Genomic DNA, 17,652 nt, shown 5'->3' with positions numbered 1-17,652 from the left:
CTGATATTCCCTTACCTGACAATGACACATTCCAATGGCCGCTTGGGTACCGTCTATACTTTTGTATAGCAATGGTATTTGGAATTACATATGAAGAAATTAGGGATTGTCGCCTTACTACTTGGCACTTCATTCGCTGTTCATGCACTGCAGAACAAAGGCTTTGAAGTCGGCATGGCAGTTGACCAGCAGCTCAGTGTTGTTTTTGAAATCGACGATCAATATCGTTTCATTCTAGGTAATGATGGCGCAGCGTTTGATTACATTTTTGCTCAGGGAGGCTTCAACAGCCCAAATGTACCTTTTGACTGGTATGTCGGAGGCGGTGCGTGGGCTGAGTGGGAAGATGATTTTGGTGCTCGCCTACCGTTAGGTATTAATTGGCAGTTCAATAACCGTTTTAACCTTTATGGTCAGGTACACCCTGAAGTCAATTTTTATGGCGGCCCTGAACTGCAAATCGGAGCGGCATTAGGCCTGACGTATCATTTCTAATCTTAAAACTATTTAGTTCGTTATGTGATTGCTCGCCTTTTCGCTTTTAGGTAGTTAAACGTATCATATAGGTAAATCGTATCAGCCGTGCTTGTCATGGCTGAATTTAAACCTATTTGAACAAAAGCGTGGATACCTGATGCTGGATGTTAGAAATAAGAATTTTATTGTCACAGGAGCGACATCCGGTATTGGACGTTTGCTGACAAAGCGATTGTTAGAGCTAGGCGCCAATGTGGCTTTTTGTGGGCGTTCGGAAAGTAAACTCAATGAATTAGTTTCTGAAGTCACATCTTGTCATAGCCAAATGTTCTCGCAAGCCTTTGACGCGACAAATTTCGGGTTGATCAATCACTTCGTTGCTGATGCCAGTGAGAAACTGGGTGGCATTGATGTATTGGTTAATTGTGCTGGTGCGAATACATCGAGAAGTGCTGTCGCAGACTTATCTGTAGATGACCTCATGGGGTTAGTTCAACTGAATATGATCTCTCCATTCGTTTTTATGAAGGAAGTCTACAATGCTTCGATGAAGCCTAGGGGGCAGGGCATTGTCATCAACGTTCTGTCAACGGTGTGTGGATTTTCCAATGAAGGGATCGGTGCTTATACAGCCTCAAAAGCTGGTATAGAGGCCCTAACAAAGGTTTTCCGAAAAGAAGTTAGGGAACATGGTGTGAAAGTATGCGCTATTTATCCCGGTGGGGTAGATACCCCTTTCCGAGCCGCTGATCGCCCTGAGTATTTAGATCCAGAACAGGTGGTGGATGCGATTTTGTTTATGGCGAGTCAGAACGGCATTTCTAGCGTAGATGAATTAGTCATTCGACCTATAGTTGAGAAAAATTATTGCTAGAGGTAGGAGATTCTTCTATCCGTATCAAATAAAAAAACCGGCGTTATGCCGGTTTTTCTTTAACTGGATGAGTTATTTGTCCATCGCTTTCTTGATACAGATAGCAGCACCACCCCAAGTGATACCAAGACCAATGATCATCATAATAATTGCGCTAGTCGTCATTAGTTTGCCTCCTTACGGCTGGTTAGGTTAACAAGGACACCAAATACAAGTAGAACACCAATAATTGCCCAACCTAGAGTTAGGTCGTAACCACCGTAGCCTTCAGTGAACAGTGCAATCAGTTTTGTTGAAATGATAACCGCTAGCATCACTGGAGTGATAAAGCGTAAACAGATGTCAAACCAAATGCCTACGCTGAAATCAGAAATACTGTTTACGTATTTACGTACGTCAGAGACTTTTAGCAACCAAGTCATTAGTGCGATTTCCACGAAACAGCTTGCCATGATACCTACGTTGTTTGCGAAGTGGTCAACTAGGTCAAGTAACAGTAGGCCACCGTTAGTCGCAAATGCCATAGAGATCACTACGCCTGAACCAATAACGATGTTTGCAGCTTTTTTACGGCTCCAGTTTAGCTTATCGATCACTGCTGAAGTAACAGCTTCCATGATAGAGATGTGCGAGCTTAGACCTGCAACAACCAATGCTAGGAAGAATAGTGGACCTAAGATGTATGGAATTGGTAAAAGGTTAATTGCCGCTGGCAGTGTTACGAATGCCAGACCTACACCTGCAGAAACAACTTCTGTTAGAGGTTTACCTTGCTCTTGAGCCATGTAGCCCAGTACAGAGAAAATCATAATACCTGCAAGAATCGAGAAACCACAGTTGATCAATACCGTCATAAACGCATTGTTTGTGATGTCTGATTTCTCTGGTAGGTAGCTTGAGTAAGCAAGCATGATTGCAAAGCCGATACTTAGCGTAAAGAAGATCTGACCATAAGCTGCCGCCCAAACTTTCACATCCCAAATTTTGCTGAAATCTGGTTCGAACATATAGTTCACACCATCAAGCGCACCAGGAAGGAAAATCATACGTGCAATCAGACCCAATACCATGATGAACAAAATTGGCATCATGATCTTAGAAGCTCGTTCAATACCCGCTTTTACACCACCTACAATAGCCGCATAGGTGATTGCCCAAGCGATGAGCATAGCGAATGCGATATTCCATTGGATGTCACCAAGGTTGGTTGGTGAGTTGTCGCCTAGCGCCAAGTATTCACTAAAGAAGAATGCGTTAGTATCTGTACCCCAACCTTGAGTGAATGACAGACCAAAGTAAGAGATAGCCCAACCAATAACTGCCACATAGTAAACTGCGATAAGCGCAGCAATACCTACTTGGAACCAGCCTAGCCATTCAAATTTAGAATTGATCTTTGCTAGCGTAGAAGGTGCTGACCCACGGTTTTTTTGACCCATACTGAACTCAAGGATCATGAATGGGATGCCCGCAGTAAGTAGTGCGAAGATATAAGGAATGAAAAATGCGCCGCCGCCGTTTTCATAAGCCATATAAGGGAAACGCCAAATGTTTCCAAGACCGATTGCAGAGCCCACTGCAGCTAGGATAAACCCAACTCGGGATCCCCATTGTTCTCGCTTCATGTTTTACTCCTTTACGACACTCTGAGGTCTGAAGCTTCTTTATGGCTATCACTGGCGAACATAGCTACTGTCGATATTTTTTAGCATTCTATAGAATTGCTCAATATTTTATCTATCGTCCATGATTCGGTGAAAAGTTAGTATTAAATTTTGTTTGCCTTAAGAAAACTCAGAGTTTTGTTCTTTATTATCTGATGTGTGTTTGCGAAATCTGAAATAATCAGCTACGCGTGGTACCGAGACTACAGATTTGTTCTGTTAATAGCAATAGATCATAAATGTTAGTTTTTTGTGTTTAGATAGTTTTATTGTGTGATGTATTGGCTAATATGTGGTTTAAAATATTGCTGAGTTACTTATCACTGGCTCAAGTGATGTTTATTTCGTTTATTTGTAATTGATATCACTATTAAAAACAGTAGAGTGTATGACTGAAAAATATACAATCGACAGTGAATCCCTCCACCTTTCGCTCTTTATCTAAAATAAGGAGAGGAAATGCAGACATTGTTAATCAAAGAGTCGTTGAGGTTAGTTTTTTTGTTCTCCAGATTAGCCTAATAAGGGATATGGTGATTGAGTTATTGTGAGGGCAATTGCATAATTGTAGGTGAAAAATCGACAATTCTTGATGGCTTCCTTTACCGATGTTATTAATTTGTTAAGTAAAAGGAGGTCTGTATGGAACATGATCTAAAGTTTGCAGTAATTGCTACTGCCGTTATCTTTACGGTACTTGTCGGTTTTGGATTGATCGCAATAACACACTAACTGATAAGGGTTCTACTTATGCCTAATAGTGGAACTGTTTCTAATTTAGATAACAAAGTCGATGTGATTCGACTATCCAAATTCATCGGCGGTAAAAACGCTCTGGTTGCTCAAGGTGGCGGTCAGAGAGGTATATTTACTGCCGGTGTATTAGACGCCTTTAATCTCGCCAACTTCGACCCATTCGATGAATTTTATGGTACCTCCGCTGGTGCTCTGAATCTCAGCGCTTTTCTCTGCCGTCAGCATGGCTTAGGCAAAGCTTTCATTACAGAACTCACCACTACACCCGAGTTTTTCCACCTTTTTGGTTACATCCGTAGAAAACAATATATGGATCTTGACTGGGCGTTGGAAAAAATTTGTGACTTCCCATTTCATATGGATATAGACATGGGACGTAGGGCATTAGGTTCACGCAAAGCAATGGCGGCTGTTACATCCTCATTGACCCTGAGTGATGAATACTTTCCGATGCTGGGAGGCAATTGGAAGGATATTATGAGAGCGACATGCGCGATTCCTCGCTTATATCCCAAACAAGTCGAGTTAAACAATCAGTTTTACATTGATGGCGGAGTCTCCGCTTCCATCCCTGTTCAGGAGGCGTGGCGTCGAGAAGCTCGTTTTATTACGGTGATCAGAACGGAAGAAATTGATTCTGAATCAGGGCTAATCATGCAGGATGAAAGAGCTCGGCAAGAAGAAATTAAATGGTTCAGAGATTCTTTTAACAGTATTCAAAATCAGTGGCAGAACCGATTAGGCCAATGGAAACAAGACTGGAACCGTTTTTTTCAGCAGCAAATTGCGCGCTCCAAAGAGTTGAAAAATGAGCATAAACACCTACAAGTACTCAACGGCGGTCGTTGGTTATTTGGTGCGGACGATATTTATCGATTGAGTCATTTGCTTGGAGATAAATTTGATTCAGGGCTGGCGGATATGTTGATGGTACATTACCAGACTTACTCCCTAACTAGAGAGTTTCTGAATTCACCACCTGATGATGTATTTATAGTGCAAATTGCGCCAAGCAGTCCTCTGAAATCCTCCTCTTTGATGAGTGATAAAGAAGACCTATTACACGATTATGAGTTAGGTGTCGAAGCCGGAAACCGCTTTATCAATTTGTTTTTGCAGGCTAGGGAGATAAAAGCGGAACGCATTATTCGTGCAGATTTTAATTCTCTGGAAATCGGCGAATAACTCACTCTAGAACAAGTAGAGTGAGTTATTGCTTTATGGGATATACCAGTTAGAAGACTGGCAGGATACGCATACAGTTGGTTGAACCTTCAACCTCCATCACATCGCCTTGAGTGATGATAACCAAGTCGCCAAACTCGAGCAGCTTTTTATCTTTGAGAGATTTCAAAGCAGATTGTGCCGCAATAAATCCTTCTTCATGCTTACTGTCGAAATAGAATGGAGTAACTCCTCTGTATAGTGCACAGCGATTAAGCGCACGCTCATTGCGTGACATGGCAAAGATAGGAAAGACGGAATTTAAACGAGACGTCATTAGTGCTGTCCGTCCCGACTCCGTCAAAGTGACCATCGCCTGTACACCTTCCAAATGGTTAGCTGCATAAATGGTAGACATGGCGATGGTTTCTTCTGAAGTGGCAAAGGAACGATCAATACGATAGTTCTGTTGATTCGACTCAATGGTTTTCTCTGCACCAATACAGACTTCAGCCATCGCTTTGACCGTTTCAACAGGATATTTCCCCGCCGCCGTTTCTCCTGACAGCATTACGGCATCGGTGCCATCAAGTACGGCATTCGCCACGTCCATGACTTCGGCACGGGTTGGCATTGGATTTGTGATCATAGACTCCATCATTTGCGTGGCGGTAATCACCACTCGGTTGAGAGCTTTCGCGCGATGGATCAGTTTTTTCTGCACACCCACGAGTTCTGGGTCGCCAATTTCGACACCGAGATCGCCACGAGCCACCATGATCACGTCAGATGCCATGATGATATCGTCAATATTTTCATCGCATGAGACGGTTTCTGCACGCTCCACTTTCGCTACTAACCCCGCTTCTAAGCCAGCATCTCGAGCAAGACGGCGAGCATAATTCATATCTGCCCCGTTGCGAGGGAATGAAACGGCGAGGTAATCCACTTTGATTTCAGCAGCAAGAAGGATATCGCGTTTGTCTTTCTCGGTCAGTGCGTCTGCTGAAAGGCCTCCTCCTTTTTTGTTGATGCCTTTGTTATTCGATAAAGGACCACCAATCAGGACGGAAGTAAAAATTTTATTGTTTTCAACGGACAATACTTGTAGCTGTACTCTTCCGTCATCGAGCAGAAGGATGTCGTCTCTTTTGACATCGTTTGGCAAGGCTTTGTAGTCAATACCGACTGAGTCCTGATCGCCCATTCCGGGCGCCAGTTCGGCATCAAGGATATATCGGTCACCTTCAGTCAGGAGAATCGGTCCATCTTTAAATGTGGATACGCGGATTTTGGGGCCTTGTAAATCACCCAAAATCGCGACATTTTTTCCGAGTTTTGCTGCGATTTCGCGAACTTTTTGGGCTCTTAGCTTGTGGTCTTCCGCAGAACCGTGCGAAAAATTCATTCGTACTACGTTTGCCCCTGATTTTATGATTTGCTCTAGTACGTTTTCTTTATCTGTGGATGGGCCGAGTGTGGTGACAATTTTGGTACGTCTTTGACCTAAACTCATGGTGATCTCCTACCGTGATCGGGCAGATAAGGTATCGAGGATTTTATAAGTATAAACAACACCCATAGTACTTGAGATTAAGGTTATAAAATTGTTACGTAAGTCTGAGATTTTTGTAGGAATTTGGCCGTAATGCTCAATGCAATTAAAATAATTTTGCTCTGAAAATAAGTTTTTCAAACACAGATATCGAGCCTACCCAAACCCGACAATTTGACTGAATACACAAAGTTCCGAGTATATACGTGATGCTGGTCACGGGTATTTACCAAAGCCCTTCACAATTAGTTCGCAAAGTAAAAAAATTGGCAGGTTGTTGTTTTTTGGAGCGTACTATGTACATGGCTCAACCTGGCCATATTGACCACATTAAGCAGGTCAATGCTGGTCGTGTGTATAAATTGATTGACCAAAAAGGTCCGATATCTCGTATCGATTTATCGAAAGAGAGCGAACTCGCGCCTGCAAGTATTACTAAAATTACTCGCGAGCTTATTGATGCGCACCTAATTCATGAAACAACGGTTCAAGAAGCTATCAGCCGTGGTCGTCCTGCTGTAGGTTTACAGACCAACAATGAAGGCTGGCAGTTCCTTTCTATGCGTCTGGGACGCGGATATTTAACCATAGCCCTTCATGAGCTTGGTGGCGAAGTTCTGATCGATACTAAAATTGAGATTCATGAAATCGATCAAGACGATGTGCTTCAACGTCTTTTATTTGAAGTTGAAGAGTTTTTCCAAACTTATGCTGACCAACTCGATCGTGTCACGAGCATTGCTATCACTTTACCGGGTTTAGTTAACTCGGAGAAAGGCATCGTTTTACAGATGCCTCACTACAACGTGAATAATCTAGCGTTAGGCCCTGAAATCTATAAAGCAACTGGGCTGCCTGTATTTATTGCTAACGACACCCGCGCTTGGGCTTTGGCGGAAAAGTTATTTGGTCATTCGCAAGACGTTGATAATTCAATTCTGATTTCAATACACCATGGTTTAGGCGCTGGTATCATTCTTGATGGTCGAGTACTGCAAGGTCGTAACGGCAATATTGGTGAATTAGGGCATATCCAAATTGACCGCAATGGTAAGCGTTGCCACTGTGGGAATATTGGCTGTCTTGAAACGGTTGCCAGTTCTCAAGCGATTCGAGAACAAGTCGCAGAACGTATTGCCAATGGTGAAGCTTCAAGCTTAAGTGAAATTGCAGAAATCACGATAGAAGATATTTGTTCTGCGGCTGCAGAAGGGGATCCTCTTGCGGTTGAAGTGATTGAGCAGCTTGGTGCTTATTTAGGTGCGGCGATTGCTATCGTAATCAACCTATTTAATCCAGAAAAAATTCTTATTGGTGGCGTTATCAATCAAGCAAAAAGTGTGTTGTATCCGGCAATTCAGCATTGTATCGAACAACAAAGCCTTCCTGTTTACCATAAAGATTTGAAGCTGGTGGAGTCTCGTTTTTACAAACAGGCGACGATGCCTGGCGCAGCGCTTGTTAAGCAAGCATTGTATGATGGTTTGTTGCTGATGAAGGTGGTAGAAGGATAATTATCACATTACCTTGAGTACTATCATTTACATTTATCCTTTGTAGCTATACTGTTATTGGGTTTTAATAGTTTGCGGAATTTTCTATGTCAGGTGTTTTAAATTCAGTCGATCAACGTACTAACTTGGTTGGCGAAAACCGACTTGAGTTATTGCTTTTTAGCTTAAACAGCCGTCAACTGTTTGCTATTAACGTATTTAAAGTTAGAGAAGTGATTAAAGTCCCTCATCTAACTAAAATGCCAGGCTCACATCGCAATATTACTGGTGTTGCAACACTTCGCGGTGTGCCAGTACCGATTATCGACTTGCGCCAAGCGATTGGTTTCCCTCCATCTCGATTAGAAAAGCCAGAGCAAAACCTCATTATTACGGAATACAACCGTACTACTCAGGGTTTTCTCGTTGGCCAAGTCCGCAACATTGTTAACACTGCATGGACAGAAATTGAGCCGCCGCCAAAATCAGCAGGGCGTTCAAACTACTTGACTGCCATTACTCAAATTAAAGAGCAAAATCAAACCAATATCGTTGAAATTATTGATGTTGAGAAAGTGCTTGCAGAGATCATCGAGTACGATGTTTCTATCTCTGAAGAACTGCTTGACCACAATATTTTGGGTGAAATGGTAGGTCGCAATGTTTTAATCGTGGATGATTCTTCAACCGCACGAAACCAGATTAAAGATACCTTGTCACAGCTTGGTCTTAACATCATTGAATGCCGAGATGGTTTGGAAGCTTTGAATTTCCTCAAATCTTTGTGTGATGCCGGTAAAAACATTAATGATGAACTTCTGATGATGATTACTGATGCTGAAATGCCAGAAATGGACGGCTATCGCTTAACTCATGAAGTTCGTAATGATCCTCGTATGAAAGACCTGTTTATTACTTTGAACACGTCATTGAGTGGTAGCTTTAACGAAGCGATGGTTCAGAAAGTCGGTTGTAATCGATTTATTTCTAAGTTCCAGCCCGACTTGTTAGTGCAAGTAGCTCAAGAACGACTTCGAGAAGTTTTATAAGAGTAAAAAAGCGCTGAATATTCAGCGCTTTTTGGTATCTTCAAATACTGTCTCACAGTATTTATTAGTATCTGGCTTAATGAAAATCTCGAGAGCGACTTTGAAGCAACGTTAAATGTTCGGTGATATCAATCAGTTTTCCCGCAATCACATGCACCACATTTTCTTCTTTCTCGACAATACCTTTTACCATTAAGACTTTGGCACTGATATAAGCGCTTTTCTGTGCTCTGGCTGTGGCTTGCCAAACAACGGTATTAATATTTCCGGTATCGTCTTCTAGTGTGAAAAACGTTACGCCAGCGGCAGTGCCGGGTGCTTGTCGTCCGGTGACGACTCCTGCAACGGTCACGAGTGATTTATGTGGAAGATTTATCAGGTCTTTATGACGAGTGAATTTGCCCAATAGACCAGCTTTGTCTAATAAGGTGATCGGATGTTGGTTGAGGGACAATCCTAACGACGCATAATCTTCTATCAGATCTTCCATCGCTGTAGGTGAGTGTTGAATTAGGCGTTCATCTTCTTGATAGTGCTCAAATAACGGCAGGTCAGAAAGAGAATCCATGATCGCCCAACGGGTGTCGTAACGGTTATTGGTTAAACGATGCAGGGCATTGGCAGAGGCCAGTGATTCCATATCTTTCTGGTTAATTCCTGCATTTTTTAGCTGGTTAACATGTTGAAATCCGCAAGTAGGGCGAGCACGCAGCAGTTGCTCGCTTCCTGAGTCGCTTAATCCTTTCACCAGACGCAGACCGAGTTGAATAGCAAAACCTTGCTGGTGGCGTACGACTTGATGCTCAATAGATGAATGATTAACGCAAACAGGCAGAACCACAATGTCGTGCCTTTGAGCATCCTGAATCAGTTGTGACGGACTATAAAAACCCATAGGTAAACTATTGAGCAACGAGGCGTAAAACGCTTCCGGATAATAGTATTTGAGCCATGCCGAACAATATGCCAAAACCGCGAATGATGCCGAATGGCTCTCTGGGAAACCGTATTCCCCGAAGCCGCAAATTTGATCGTAAATCCGTTCGGCAAACTCTTTTTCATAACCGCGAGCCAGCATGCCGTTTATCAATTTAGGTCTGAATTTAGCCAACTCGCCACTCTTTTTCCAAGACGCCATCGCTCGACGAAGCTGATCTGCTTCGCCTCCACTGAAACCAGCTGCAACCATAGCAATTTTAATCACTTGCTCTTGAAAGATCGGAACGCCCATCGTCCGCTCTAAAACTTCTTTCACCTCTTGGGATGGGAAAGAAGGTTCCTCAATACCATTTCTTCGTTTAAGGAACGGGTGCACCATATCGCCCTGAATTGGACCGGGGCGAACGATGGCGATTTGTATGACCAGATCATAATAAGTGCGAGGCTTTAAGCGTGGTAGCATACTCATTTGCGCACGAGACTCTATTTGAAACACGCCTACGGTATCTGCGCGTTGTATCATCCCATACACGTTTTCGTCGTCTTTTAAACGTGTGATGTCTGCAATGCTGAGCTTTCGTTGATGGTGGAGTTCGATCATGGTGAAACACTTACGAATAGCCGTTAGCATACCTAACGCCAGCACATCGACTTTCATCAGTCCGAGACTTTCTAAATCGTCTTTATCCCACTGAATAATGGTTCGTTCCGGCATGGCTGCGTTTTCTACGGCGATCAGCTCATACAAAGGACCCGCGGAAATAACAAAGCCACCCACATGTTGTGAGAGATGGCGTGGGAACGACTGTATTTCGTTGACCAGATCGATAAACAGTTGCCCTTTATGCGATTGTGGCTGAAGTCCAAGCTCTATGATCTGGGCTTGCCATCCGAGTTTGCGGTCTCTGCGGTTAATATTTTTGATAAAGAAATCGAGTTGAGTCTCGCTAATCCCCAATGCTTTCCCTACGTCTCGAATAGCGCTTTTTAAGCGATAAGTAATTACTGTCGCGGCCAATGCAGCTCGCTCTCTGCCATATTTCTGATACAGGTATTGAATAACTTCTTCACGTCTCTCGTGTTCAAAATCCACATCAATATCTGGCGGCTCTTGACGTTCTTTACTGATAAATCGTTCAAATAACACCGCGACTTGGCGAGGGTCGACCGCGGTTATATCTAAGCAGTAACAGACAATAGAGTTCGCGGCAGACCCTCGTCCTTGGTATAGAATGCCTCTACTTTTGGCGAACATAACGATGTCGTGAATGGTAAGAAAATAGAATGGATAGTTGAGTTCATCAATCAGAGAGAGTTCTTTATCTATGGTCGCCTGAATATCGTCAGGAACACCTTCTGGAAATCGAAGTTGTTTTCCTTTTTCAACTAATAGACGTAGATGTTCCATCGGTTCTGAACCGTTCGGTATCAATTCGCTTGGGTATTCGTATTTCAGATCACTCAGTTTGAAGTGACACAGTTCAGCAATGCGTACACTCTCTTCCAACCATTCACTTGGGAATATTTTGGCGAGCTTTGTTTTACTGCGCAGTGCCCGTTCAGTGTTGCCAATTAGATGAGCCTGAATGTGTTCGACACTTTGGTTGTGCTTGATGGCCGTCAGAACATGTTGCAGTGGAAGACGCGTGGCCGTATGCATCAGAACTCCGCCACATGCAGTGATGGGCAAACTCAGTTGTTGAGCCAGTTCCTGACAGTGCGAAATATAGTGATGGTCGTTCGCGCCAAGATGGCGTTGAACGGCAATCCATAAACGACCTTGATGATATTGCTTCAGCCACTTTCCCCAATAGGCATTGTTGTCTTCCTCGGTTGGAAGCCAGAGAATAAGGCAGTGCTTCGCGGACATTAAATCCCATTCAGATAACTGATAGCTGCCTTTTTCACTGCGCCTGCGGGCATTGGTAATGATTCGGCACAGCTCAGCGTATGCTTGGCGATTTGGGCACAAAAGCACAACTTGGCACTCACCATTGAGCCAAAACATACTGCCGACAATTTGTTTGATACCAAGCTTTCGGTCTTTGATGGCGGTATGAGCTCTCACGACGCCAGCGATTGAACACTCGTCGGTAATCGCGAGAGCACGATAGCGTAGAAAATCCGCGTGCTGAATAAGTTCTTCAGCATGAGAAGCACCCGTCAGAAATGAGAAATTGCTTTGGCAAAATAGTTCAGCGTAAGCCATGTCACTACTCTTATAAAAATCGTCTGATCAAAGAGGCACGTTTGCTAAACAAGCCTGCGTTTTAGCTAAACTGGCCATGCAGAAACCAGTGTTTATCTTGGTTGCGAAATACCCAAAGCCAGCGGCCTTGTTCGCTGTGGGCAATGAAATAGTCACGAGTGATGGGCTGGTTGTCCCACCATCCAGTGACTAGTCTTTCAGGCCCATGGATGAGCGATACGATTTCACACAGAGGTTCGGGCTCAGGAAGCAGCAGGCTAGGGCGCAACTCTGGTCTGCGTAATGTATGGGATGTGGGTTCTGTTGCTGCTATGTATTGGCTGCGCTTCTCTGGGCGAGGATCATCACTCAGATTCGGCTTATTGACTTGTGCCTGACCAAGCTTGGCTTGTAGCAGAGTGATCAGTTCCAGTGCTGTCGTCTGACCTTTTTCACCATCAAAAATGTCCGTCACGCTTTGGTTCATTTCCCCAGAACGAATGACTTTTAACGTCATTGCCAGTGCGGGTTGGGACAGTTGTATTGACTCTAGAGTGAGTTGACAGAGCTTCCCCCATTTTCCACAAGCATATTCTCCCTGTGCTGAAGTAAAATGCAGACTGTTTTTGATGTTATCTCGCTGAGTCAGTATCAGTTCAAGCTCAAAAGCGACCTGATTTCGCAGTGTTAAAAATTGCTCTAAGCGTTTTAGCAAACGAGATAAAGGCTTCTCCAACCATTGAATATTTTCAATTTCATACAGCAATTCTAGGTGGCTACAAAAGGCTTCTGGCGGATGGTAAAAACTAACTGGATGCTTAAATTGCCCCAAGAGCTTGCCTACATAGTTCACTAAATCGATATCAAACCGTCTTGCCAGATCTTGTATTGGTACGGCAAGGAGGGCTTTGATGTCTCGAATCCCGACTCTGGCGAGTTTTTCTACCTGTTTAAAATCCAGTTCTGTGGCACTGAGTGGGTAATCGTTAATGGCAGCAAGAATCTTGTCTTTATCCTCAATGATGATGTTTGAACCGCTTTTTCCAAGCAAAACAGCCGAAAGTGGCGAAAAACCGGAACCATAGTAGTAACGTGTTTTACGTAAACGAAGATGAGCACTTAATGTGTGCCAATAGTTATCCAGACCCGAATACAGAGACAGCATGTTAGTGACTCTTAGCAATATGCCTTTTGGTGGAAGCAACACGATGTCTGAGGTTACCAGATACAACCATTGTGCTATCTCTTCGATGGTTTGATTTTCAACATTCTCATCATAGGGATGTACTTGTAGATCGCTGCACATAGATGCCGCACTGCCTAGCCCCATCCCAATTTTTATGCCTTGCTTTAATGCACAAGCACTGGCTTGAACAACATGGTTATCACGACCTTCGATGATAACCAGAGGGTATTCATGCTCGGCGTATAAGGTATCCAGTTGTAGTGCTGGAAAATGAAGATAGATCCAAAGCGTCATCGTTAGCCCTGCATACGTTGAGGAAAGGCGATAACTTGTGAAGACGGTTTTGAAGAAGCCTGCGGGATCACCAAGTTTGGCCAGCGCTCATACATAGATAGCTTAAATGCGCTTAAAGGCCACCCACCTTTGCGTTTTGGGACACTAATCTGCAGACCTTGTGGATCAGCTTGTAACGATAAACTTAGTGATACTGGTAGCGAAAATACGCTTTCTTGCGGCGAACGGAAAAGAAATTGCAAACAGCTACCCGTTTCACAGGCAACATTTAAGCGACGAACCTGATGGACTTCGAGCTTATCTTGCCAAAGCAATACTTGACTGCATGCACCACTTTTTAGGCATTGCTCGGCAGCCCACAAGGCTTCCTTATGGTTTTTGGGCGTTAAAACCAATACGTGTTCAAGGTTTATACCTTCACACTTCAGACTTTCAGCCTGCACTATGCCCGGTGGATTAATAAATACCGTTAATCGCTTATCATGTTGTTTCAGATAAGGATAGATAAGGCGTAATTCACCAATACCCGACAGAGACTGAATTTCAACCACACCATGAGGAGGAAAGCCTCCGGCAAGTTTGTCATCCAGTGCATTGAATCCGGTAGAGCGGGCGCTTTGCTCATACTTTGTTTCAGAGCCTTGCCATAGCCAGTGTTTGTTCTTGAGGTGTTCTATCAGTTCATACATAATAATTTACCTGTATATTTGTACAGTATATTTTGTTGTTTAGAACATTCAAGAAAAAAGTAAGGTTTAGAAACAACAAAGCCTCGCTAAGTTAGCAAGGCTTTGAATCGTTTGATTAAACTCAGTGACTATTTTTTCGGTTGAGCATCAATGCACTGACCATTGACAGCTTTGCCTTCTGGCGCCATCAAATACAGGTATAACGGCATAATGTCTTGTGGTGTTTTCAGTAGGCCAGCATCTTCCGCAGGGAAAGCTTTTGCACGCATACCAGTACGAGTACCACCTGGGTTGATAGCATTAACGCGAATATTAGTATCGCTAAGCTCATCGGCAAGCACTTGCATCATGCCTTCAGTCGCAAATTTAGATATCGCATAAGTACCCCAGAACGCGCGACCAGAATGGCCTACCGTCGAGCTGGTGAAAATGATGCGGGCATCGTCAGATTTATGAAGTAGAGGCAGCAGAGCTTGAGTCATCAGGAACTGTGCTTTGACGTTTACCTGCATGACGTCGTCATAAGAGTCTTCACCGATTTGGTCAAACGGGCTAAGTACGCCCAAAATGCTAGCGTTGTGCAAAACACCATCCAAACGGCCGAACTGGCCTTCAATGGTATCCACCATATCCAGATAGTTCTGTTTTGTTGCTCCTTTCATATCTAAAGGAACAATAGCAGGCTGAGCATAGCCAGCGGCTTCAATTTCATCGTAGGTTTGTTCTAATTTCTTCACAGTGCGCCCAAGCAAAATCACTGTCGCACCATGTGCCGCATAAGTGATGGCTGCTTGTTTACCAATGCCGTCACCAGCACCTGTAACTAAAATTACTTTATCTTTTAGGGCGTTTGCAGACACTGAATAATCCACGTTACGTATCCTTATTGTTATGATTTACTTTAAGTCATGATGACAAGGTGGTTACAATACACCAATTCGCATTGAAGAGGATGAGTACATTGGAATTTTTGTTGGACTATGGCTTATTTTTAGCCAAGATCGCGACAGTTGTGATTGCGATCGTTGTGTTGTTAGTCATTGCTAAATCCGTCGGCGGAAAAGGTGCAGCTAAAGGTGAGTTGGAAGTGACCGACTTAACTAAGCAGAACAGAGAAAACGCTGAACATTTAGAAGCGCACTTACACGATGAATCTTTTTTGAAAGCTCGCCATAAAGCAGAAGCAAAAAGCGAGAAAGAAAAACATAAGCAACGCGAAAAAGCCGTTAAGAAAGCAGCAAAAGCGGGCGAGTTAAAAGAAGAACGTGAACCCCACTTATTTGTTTTAGATTTCCACGGCAGTATTGATGCCAAAGAAGTGTCTTCACTGCGCCAAGAGGTCACCGCGATTCTGGCTGTCGCACAGCAAGGTGACGAAGTGTTACTGCGCCTTGAAACGGGTGGCGGTATGGTTCACGGCTATGGCTTAGCGTCTTCACAGTTGGATCGTATTAAAGCCGCAGGCTTACCTTTGACTATTGCGGTAGATAAAGTGGCAGCAAGCGGTGGCTACATGATGGCCTGTATTGCGGACAAAATTGTTTCGGCGCCGTTTGCTATTGTTGGCTCTATTGGTGTGGTAGCACAGTTGCCTAACTTCAATAAACTGCTGAAAAAACACAATATTGAATTCGAACAACTGACCGCAGGTGAGTACAAACGTACATTGACTATGTTTGGTGAGAATACGGATAAAGCTCGTGAGAAATTCAAGCAAGAGCTGGAAGAAACGCATGTATTGTTTAAAGATTTCATCCGTGAACGTCGCCCAGAGTTAGATCTAGACAAAGTGGCAACCGGCGAGCACTGGTTTGGTACGCAAGCAAAAGAGCTTGGTCTGGTAGATGAAATCAAAACATCGGACGATTTAATTGTTGAAGCGTGTAAAGAGAAGACGGTATTAGCTCTTCGCTATGTACAGAAGAAAAAATTGACCGACAAATTGGCAGGCGTTGCCGGAGAAGCGGCTGACAGTGTTCTATTAAAACTGATCAACCGAGGCCAACGACCGATAGTGTAGTTGTTTGAATAAGTCTGAAGACCATTCTGAAAACTACCTAGTTGATAAAAAAACCTGCTTAGGCAGGTTTTTTTATTGTCTGTCGAAAATTAACGTTATGGACATGGCTGGTGGAATGTATCAGAAGTCAAAGAACCTCTATACGCTCACAGTTATCGGTGGAATGAAAATGTTAGGGTTTACAGTGCGGTAGATGAAATAGAAACATGCCGAGATAAAAATGGTCAGGTTTGGCAATGTCGTTTCATTAAGAAAGCGTAGTCACTGACTCTCACATTAGGTAGAAATAATGGATAAGATGAAATCATTTCTGAGTATCTTTACTTCGGCTAAACCCAAATCTAGGAAAGCACATACCGTTAGAACAGACTTTTATCGAGGTCACTTCATAAAACGCAATGCTGATAGTTCAGAGCGTTGGTCTGTGATATTAGGTGAGAAAATGGCGGTAGGTGAAATAAAATACATTAAAATGACCATCGATCATTGGGCAGATACGGGAACATATGTACCCCCAGAATATTTTGAAAGTAATGATGATCCATCGAATAGGCAAACTTTTGATTACAAAAATTTTAAGATAATTAATGACCTTGGTGGGCAGAATGATTGGTATATCATTTACCGGGGAAAATTAATGAAAGGCTCTAAAGATAAAATAATTCAGGTTATTGATCGGATAGAAGAAAGGGTATCTGTCATTAAATAGTTGGTTATCTATGTAATTAAGGTTTAAATATAGGACGTTTTTACTTCTTTAAGTATTGACGTTTTTTCATTTCGGCGATTGATGCCAGCAGTAAACCACCAAGTAAACCAGCCAGATGTGCTTCTGTTGCGACTCGTGCACCAATCATTTCAGCTGTGTTGGTGGAGGCGCCAAAGAGCTGTTCACTGGCGACTTTTAACATCACCCCAATCACTAATAACCAACTACTTTTACGTCCACCTAATGCTTCATTCAAAGCATAAAAAGCAAATAAGCCATGCAGAGTGCCTGATAAACCCACGTAGTTCACCATGTTGGTAAATAACAGGCTGATTCCTATCCAAGTGCTGATAAGTAAAGTGAGCAGAGCAAAGTATCGAGGTTTGGGTTGGAATAGGTAGCCAATGACCCACAAACCCAACAAATTCATCGCCAAATGAGCAAAGTTGGTATGAGTGAAGTTTCCTGTTACGATCCGCCACCATTGACCATTTTCTATCGCATCGGCTTGCCAAGCCATTACGTGGCTGAAAGGCTCAAACTGAAGCCCAAAGCAAACGGCGGTGACTATAGATAACAGCAGGTAAAGATTCAC

The 17,652-nt window shown here is 43.3% G+C and carries 16 protein-coding genes; 8 read left to right on the top strand and 8 right to left on the bottom strand.

Annotated features, from left to right (window positions below):
• Nucleotides 1-90: 90 nt before the first annotated feature.
• Nucleotides 91-495 (top strand): hypothetical protein, encoded by a 405-nt coding sequence (locus tag L3V23_RS02240; protein ID WP_102966706.1) that lies wholly within the window; start codon nt 91-93, stop codon nt 493-495.
• Nucleotides 496-634: 139 nt separating this feature from the next.
• Nucleotides 635-1,351: an SDR family NAD(P)-dependent oxidoreductase gene (locus L3V23_RS02235; protein WP_102966707.1), complete on the top strand. Its 717-nt coding sequence runs from the start codon at nt 635-637 to the stop codon at nt 1,349-1,351.
• A 72-nt stretch (nt 1,352-1,423) separates the two neighbouring features.
• Here the strand turns inward: L3V23_RS02235 and L3V23_RS02230 are convergent, their stop codons facing one another.
• The gene (locus L3V23_RS02230) at nt 1,424-1,516 is read right to left on the bottom strand and encodes a MetS family NSS transporter small subunit (RefSeq protein ID WP_146029080.1); all 93 of its coding nucleotides are present in this window, start codon (nt 1,514-1,516) and stop codon (nt 1,424-1,426) included.
• On the bottom strand, nt 1,516-2,976 hold the full coding sequence (locus tag L3V23_RS02225) for a sodium-dependent transporter (protein WP_102963151.1): 1,461 nt from the start codon (nt 2,974-2,976) through the stop codon (nt 1,516-1,518). The genes L3V23_RS02230 and L3V23_RS02225 overlap by 1 nt, the downstream gene beginning before the upstream one ends.
• A gap of 681 nt (nt 2,977-3,657) precedes the next feature.
• On the opposite strand from L3V23_RS02225, the gene L3V23_RS02220 reads away from it, so the two are divergent.
• Both L3V23_RS02220 and L3V23_RS02215 read left to right on the top strand, forming a co-directional pair.
• Nucleotides 3,658-3,747, top strand: coding sequence for a YnhF family membrane protein (locus L3V23_RS02220; RefSeq protein WP_042483562.1), 90 nt, complete (start codon nt 3,658-3,660; stop codon nt 3,745-3,747).
• Nucleotides 3,748-3,765: 18 nt separating this feature from the next.
• Complete coding sequence (locus tag L3V23_RS02215; protein WP_102966708.1) at nt 3,766-4,956, top strand: DUF6363 domain-containing protein; 1,191 nt, start codon at nt 3,766-3,768, stop codon at nt 4,954-4,956.
• Between the two features lie 49 nt (nt 4,957-5,005).
• On the opposite strand, the gene pyk is transcribed toward L3V23_RS02215, so the two are convergent.
• Nucleotides 5,006-6,451, bottom strand: a complete 1,446-nt coding sequence (gene pyk / locus L3V23_RS02210) for a pyruvate kinase (protein WP_237291900.1) — start codon at nt 6,449-6,451, stop codon at nt 5,006-5,008.
• A gap of 335 nt (nt 6,452-6,786) precedes the next feature.
• Between pyk and L3V23_RS02205 the strand changes: the two genes are divergently transcribed.
• On the top strand, nt 6,787-8,004 hold the full coding sequence (locus tag L3V23_RS02205) for an ROK family protein (protein WP_042483552.1): 1,218 nt from the start codon (nt 6,787-6,789) through the stop codon (nt 8,002-8,004).
• 86 nt (nt 8,005-8,090) lie between these two features.
• Complete coding sequence (locus tag L3V23_RS02200; protein ID WP_042483549.1) at nt 8,091-9,032, top strand: chemotaxis protein CheV; 942 nt, start codon at nt 8,091-8,093, stop codon at nt 9,030-9,032.
• A gap of 76 nt (nt 9,033-9,108) precedes the next feature.
• Here L3V23_RS02200 and L3V23_RS02195 read toward each other — a convergent pair whose 3' ends face one another.
• The 4 genes from L3V23_RS02195 to L3V23_RS02180 all read right to left on the bottom strand — a co-directional run bounded on the left by L3V23_RS02195 (nt 9,109) and on the right by L3V23_RS02180 (nt 15,200).
• The gene (locus tag L3V23_RS02195) at nt 9,109-12,180 is read right to left on the bottom strand and encodes an error-prone DNA polymerase (protein WP_237291899.1); all 3,072 of its coding nucleotides are present in this window, start codon (nt 12,178-12,180) and stop codon (nt 9,109-9,111) included.
• 61 nt (nt 12,181-12,241) lie between these two features.
• Nucleotides 12,242-13,639 (bottom strand): DNA polymerase Y family protein, encoded by a 1,398-nt coding sequence (locus L3V23_RS02190; RefSeq protein ID WP_042483543.1) that lies wholly within the window; start codon nt 13,637-13,639, stop codon nt 12,242-12,244.
• A gap of 2 nt (nt 13,640-13,641) precedes the next feature.
• The gene (gene imuA, locus L3V23_RS02185; protein WP_042483540.1) at nt 13,642-14,328 is read right to left on the bottom strand and encodes a translesion DNA synthesis-associated protein ImuA; all 687 of its coding nucleotides are present in this window, start codon (nt 14,326-14,328) and stop codon (nt 13,642-13,644) included.
• A 128-nt stretch (nt 14,329-14,456) separates the two neighbouring features.
• Entirely contained in the window at nt 14,457-15,200 is a 744-nt protein-coding gene (locus L3V23_RS02180; RefSeq protein WP_042483538.1) for a YciK family oxidoreductase, read from the bottom strand.
• Nucleotides 15,201-15,289: 89 nt separating this feature from the next.
• Between L3V23_RS02180 and sohB the strand changes: the two genes are divergently transcribed.
• Together sohB and L3V23_RS02170 are read left to right on the top strand one after the other, a co-directional pair.
• Nucleotides 15,290-16,348: a protease SohB gene (gene sohB, locus L3V23_RS02175; RefSeq protein WP_237291898.1), complete on the top strand. Its 1,059-nt coding sequence runs from the start codon at nt 15,290-15,292 to the stop codon at nt 16,346-16,348.
• Between the two features lie 289 nt (nt 16,349-16,637).
• Complete coding sequence (locus L3V23_RS02170) at nt 16,638-17,057, top strand: DUF3319 domain-containing protein (protein WP_237291897.1); 420 nt, start codon at nt 16,638-16,640, stop codon at nt 17,055-17,057.
• Between the two features lie 40 nt (nt 17,058-17,097).
• On the opposite strand, the gene rrtA is transcribed toward L3V23_RS02170, so the two are convergent.
• Nucleotides 17,098-17,652 carry a rhombosortase gene (gene rrtA, locus L3V23_RS02165; RefSeq protein ID WP_237291896.1) on the bottom strand — a complete coding sequence of 185 codons (555 nt, stop codon included), beginning with the start codon at nt 17,650-17,652 and terminating at the stop codon, nt 17,098-17,100.

The organism is Vibrio sp. A1-b2 (assembly GCF_021726015.1).
Lineage (GTDB): Bacteria > Pseudomonadota > Gammaproteobacteria > Enterobacterales > Vibrionaceae > Vibrio > Vibrio diazotrophicus.
This window is presented reverse-complemented; position numbering and strand designations above follow the sequence as displayed.